This window comes from Streptomyces sp. NPDC005899 (genome assembly GCF_040629645.1).
Classification (GTDB): domain Bacteria; phylum Actinomycetota; class Actinomycetes; order Streptomycetales; family Streptomycetaceae; genus Streptomyces.
Genome location: NZ_JBEXWB010000520.1, coordinates 1 through 3,160, shown reverse-complemented (window position 1 = coordinate 3,160; position 3,160 = coordinate 1). Strand labels below are relative to the sequence as shown.

3 protein-coding genes are annotated in these 3,160 nt (G+C 76.5%); all 3 read left to right on the top strand.

Translation table 11 applies throughout. The features are described 5' to 3' along the window. Positions 1 to 125: 125 nt before the first annotated feature. On the top strand, positions 126 to 782 hold the full coding sequence (locus tag ABZ371_RS30810; protein WP_358685843.1) for an iron-containing redox enzyme family protein: 657 nt from the start codon (positions 126 to 128) through the stop codon (positions 780 to 782). Continuing rightward, on the top strand, positions 779 to 1,024 hold the full coding sequence (locus tag ABZ371_RS30805; RefSeq protein WP_358685841.1) for an aroma-sacti cluster domain-containing protein: 246 nt from the start codon (positions 779 to 781) through the stop codon (positions 1,022 to 1,024). Before ABZ371_RS30810 ends, ABZ371_RS30805 begins: the two co-directional genes overlap by 4 nt. A gap of 152 nt (positions 1,025 to 1,176) precedes the next feature. Then, the coding region (locus ABZ371_RS30800) for an adenylate/guanylate cyclase domain-containing protein (RefSeq protein ID WP_358685839.1) at positions 1,177 to 3,160 on the top strand (1,984 nt) is incomplete at its 3' end.

The window sequence follows — 3,160 nt, the reverse complement described above, 5'->3', positions numbered from 1 at the left end:
GTGCGGCATGACCGACGAAGAGGTCCTGCACTCCGCCGACCAGCGGATGTACGTGGAGAAGAAGGGCGCCGTCTTCGTCGACGTCACCGCGGAGGTGCCCCTCGGTGGGCGACCTGCTGGACGCGATGGAGGACCTGTGGCGCCCGGAGGACCTGCTGCCGAGGTACCTCTCGTACCTGGGTGCGATGCACGCGGTGGTGCGGGCCTCGGTGCCGCTGATGCTGCGGGCCCGGGACCGCGCCCGGCTGCTGGAGACCCGCGGCGACCCGTCGGCGGGCCCGCTGGCCTCCTACCTCACCGAGCACATCCGGGAGGAGGAGGGCCACGACGCCTGGCTGCTCGAAGACCTGCGGGCGGCGGGCGCACCGCCCGGGGAGGCGCTCCGCCCGATGCCCGCACCGGTCGTCGCGGACCTCGCCGGCGCCCAGTACTACTGGATCGAGCACCACCACCCCGTCACGCTCCTCGGTTACATCGCGGTGCTGGAGGGGTACGCGCCCGCCGCGTCGCTGACCTCCCGCATCGCCAGGACGACCGGCCTCCCGGACTCCGCCCTGCGGACCGTACGGGAGCACGCGGCGCTGGACACCGGCCATCTGGAGGACCTGCGCGCCCTGCTGGACGGCCTGCCTCTGACCCGGGACCAGGAGGCGGGGGTGACGGTCAGCGCCATGCACTCCCTCGACGCGCTCACCCGCCTGTTCGTCCGGCTCGGGCGCGTCCGGGCGGTACCGCCGCCCCGGGGAGCCGGGCACCCCTCACCGATGGGAGTCCCACCATGACCCGACCCGCCGAGCACGACGGCGTCCCCCGGCAGTCCCGCGCCGGCGCGCGGCCGGCGCTGCCCGACGCGCTGTACGAGGCCGGCCTGCCGGTGGACCAGCTGAGTGAGGAGCAGCGCCTCGTACTCAGTCAGCTGACGCCGGAGGAACTGGGCGTGCTGCTCGACATCAAGAGCCGGCTGGACGCCGTGGAACCGGAGGTGCAGGCGCACGGCGAGATCGCCGGCGGCGCACTGTTCTAGGGCCTCCCGCCCGGACCGGGCCGAGGCAGGCCCGGGCCGCGCGAGAGGTCCGGGGCGCGACCGCGCCCGGCGTCGCGGACCACGGCCCCGCCCCCGCCACCCGGTCCGCCGGCCCGGGGGCGGGGCCCGACCCCTCGGAGAGAAGGACCGTCATGACCTGCCCCTCGTGCCGTCAGGACCTGCCGCCGGACGCGCGGTTCTGCTCGTCCTGCGGGACGCCGTGCGCCGCCGCCGCCACTCCCGGGGACGACGAGCGCAAGCCGGTGACGGTGCTGTTCTGCGATCTCGTCGGCTCGACCGCGCTGTCGGGCGTGCTCGACCCGGAGACCCTGCGCACCGTGACGCTGCGGTACTTCGAGGCGATGAGCGCGCAGATCGTGGCGCAGGGCGGCACCCCGGAGAAGTTCATCGGCGACGCGGTGATGGCGGTGTTCGGCGTCCCGGTGGTCCGCGAGGACGACGCGCGGCGCGCACTGGCCGCGGCGCTCGGGATGCGTGAGGCGCTGGCCGCGCTCAACGACGAGCTGCACGCCACGCTCGGCGTCCGGCTGGCCACCCGGGTCGGTGTCAACACCGGTCAGGTCGTCGCCGGTGGCGACGCCACGGCCCGCCAGGCCCTGGTGTCGGGGGAGACCGTCAACATCGCCGCCCGCCTGGAGCAGAACGCCGGCGCGGGCGAGATCCTCATCGGCCCGGACACCCTGCTGGCCGCCGGCCCGACGGTGTCGGCGGAGCCGACCGGGCCGCTCCGGCTGAAGGGCAAGCGGGACTCCGTCGAGGCCTACCGGCTGCTCGCGCTGGGCACCGACGACCCGGCGTCACTGCGCCGTTTCGACGTCCCGTTCGTGGGGCGCCGTGCCGAGCGGCACGCACTGGACGAGGCGCTCGCGGCGACCGTCCGGGACGGGCGGACGGGTCTGCTTCGGGTCACCGGGGAGGCGGGTGTCGGCAAGACCAGGCTCGTACGGGAGTGGCTGGCGCGGCGCGCCGCCTCGGGGGCGCTCGTGTACGGCGCGGGACGGTGCCGCAGTCACGGGGAGCAGGGCACGCTCACCCCCCTCGCCGACGCCCTGCGCGCCCTGCCGGTACCCGCCGCCCCCTCCGCTCCGGCGCACGGGGCCGGCCCGGCCGGGCACGGCTCCCCCGGCACCTGCGGGGTGCCGGCCGACGACGACGCCGCGACGCTCCTCTCGGCCGGCCTGCTCAGGGACGGCACGCCGAACGCGCCGTTCGAGGACATGTGCGCCGCGCTGGCGACGGTGCTGGGCCGGGCCGCCCGGGTCCGGCCGGCCGTGGTGGTACTGGACGACGCGCACGCGGCCGCGCCCCTGCTGACCCGCACGGTGGAGCGGCTGGCGGAGGGAGCGGGGCCCGCGGGCGTACTGATCGTCTGTGTGGGGCGTCCGGACGGCTGGGCCGACGGCACGGGCGGGCTGGCGGTGACCGGCCTGCCACGCGAGGAGGCCGCCCGGCTCGCCGCCCTGCTCGGCCGGCTCGACGGCCGGGACGGGCCGGTGGACGAACGGCTCCTGGCCCGCGCCGAGGGCAACCCGCTCTACCTGGAACAGCTGCTGGTCGGCGGAGGGGCGGAGGGCATGGGCGCCGACGGCCCGGACGGCGGTCTGCCACCCACGCTCCAGGCCCTGCTCGGCGCCCGTATCGGAGCGCTGGCCAGGGCCGAGCGGACCGCGGTCGATCTCGCCGCGGTGATCGGCCGCGAGTTCAGCGCGGCCGAACTCGTCCAGCTGGAGGTGTCCGCCCGCCTGGCGGAACTCCGGCCGCCCGCGGTGGTGGCCGCCCCGTCCGACGAACGGGTGCGGCACCTGGCGCGCGTCGAGGAGGTACTGGCGGCACTGAGCCGGCGCCGGCTGGTGGAACCGGCGCCACGCCGGGACCCGGCGTCGGCGGCCTACCGGTTCAGCAGTGGGCTGGTGCACGAGGTGACCTATGCCTCGCAGTCCAAACGGGCCAAGGCCGACCGCCACGCCTGGGCGGCGGACCTGCCCAGTGTGCTGCGTGCCGGGGACGGCGCCGTCGGCGGCCATCTGGAGCGCGCCTACCGCTACCGCGCGGAGCTGGGTCTGCTCGACGACGACACGCTCCGGCTGCGCGGCCGGGCGGCCGGCGCACTGGGCC

What these genes read in the sequence shown, in the direction of transcription:
- ABZ371_RS30805 (WP_358685841.1), top strand. Translation starts at nt 779, where the DNA reads ATGACCCGACCCGCCGAGCACGACGGCGTCCCCCGGCAGTCCCGCGCC.
- ABZ371_RS30810 (WP_358685843.1), top strand. Translation starts at nt 126, where the DNA reads ATGGAGGACCTGTGGCGCCCGGAGGACCTGCTGCCGAGGTACCTCTCG.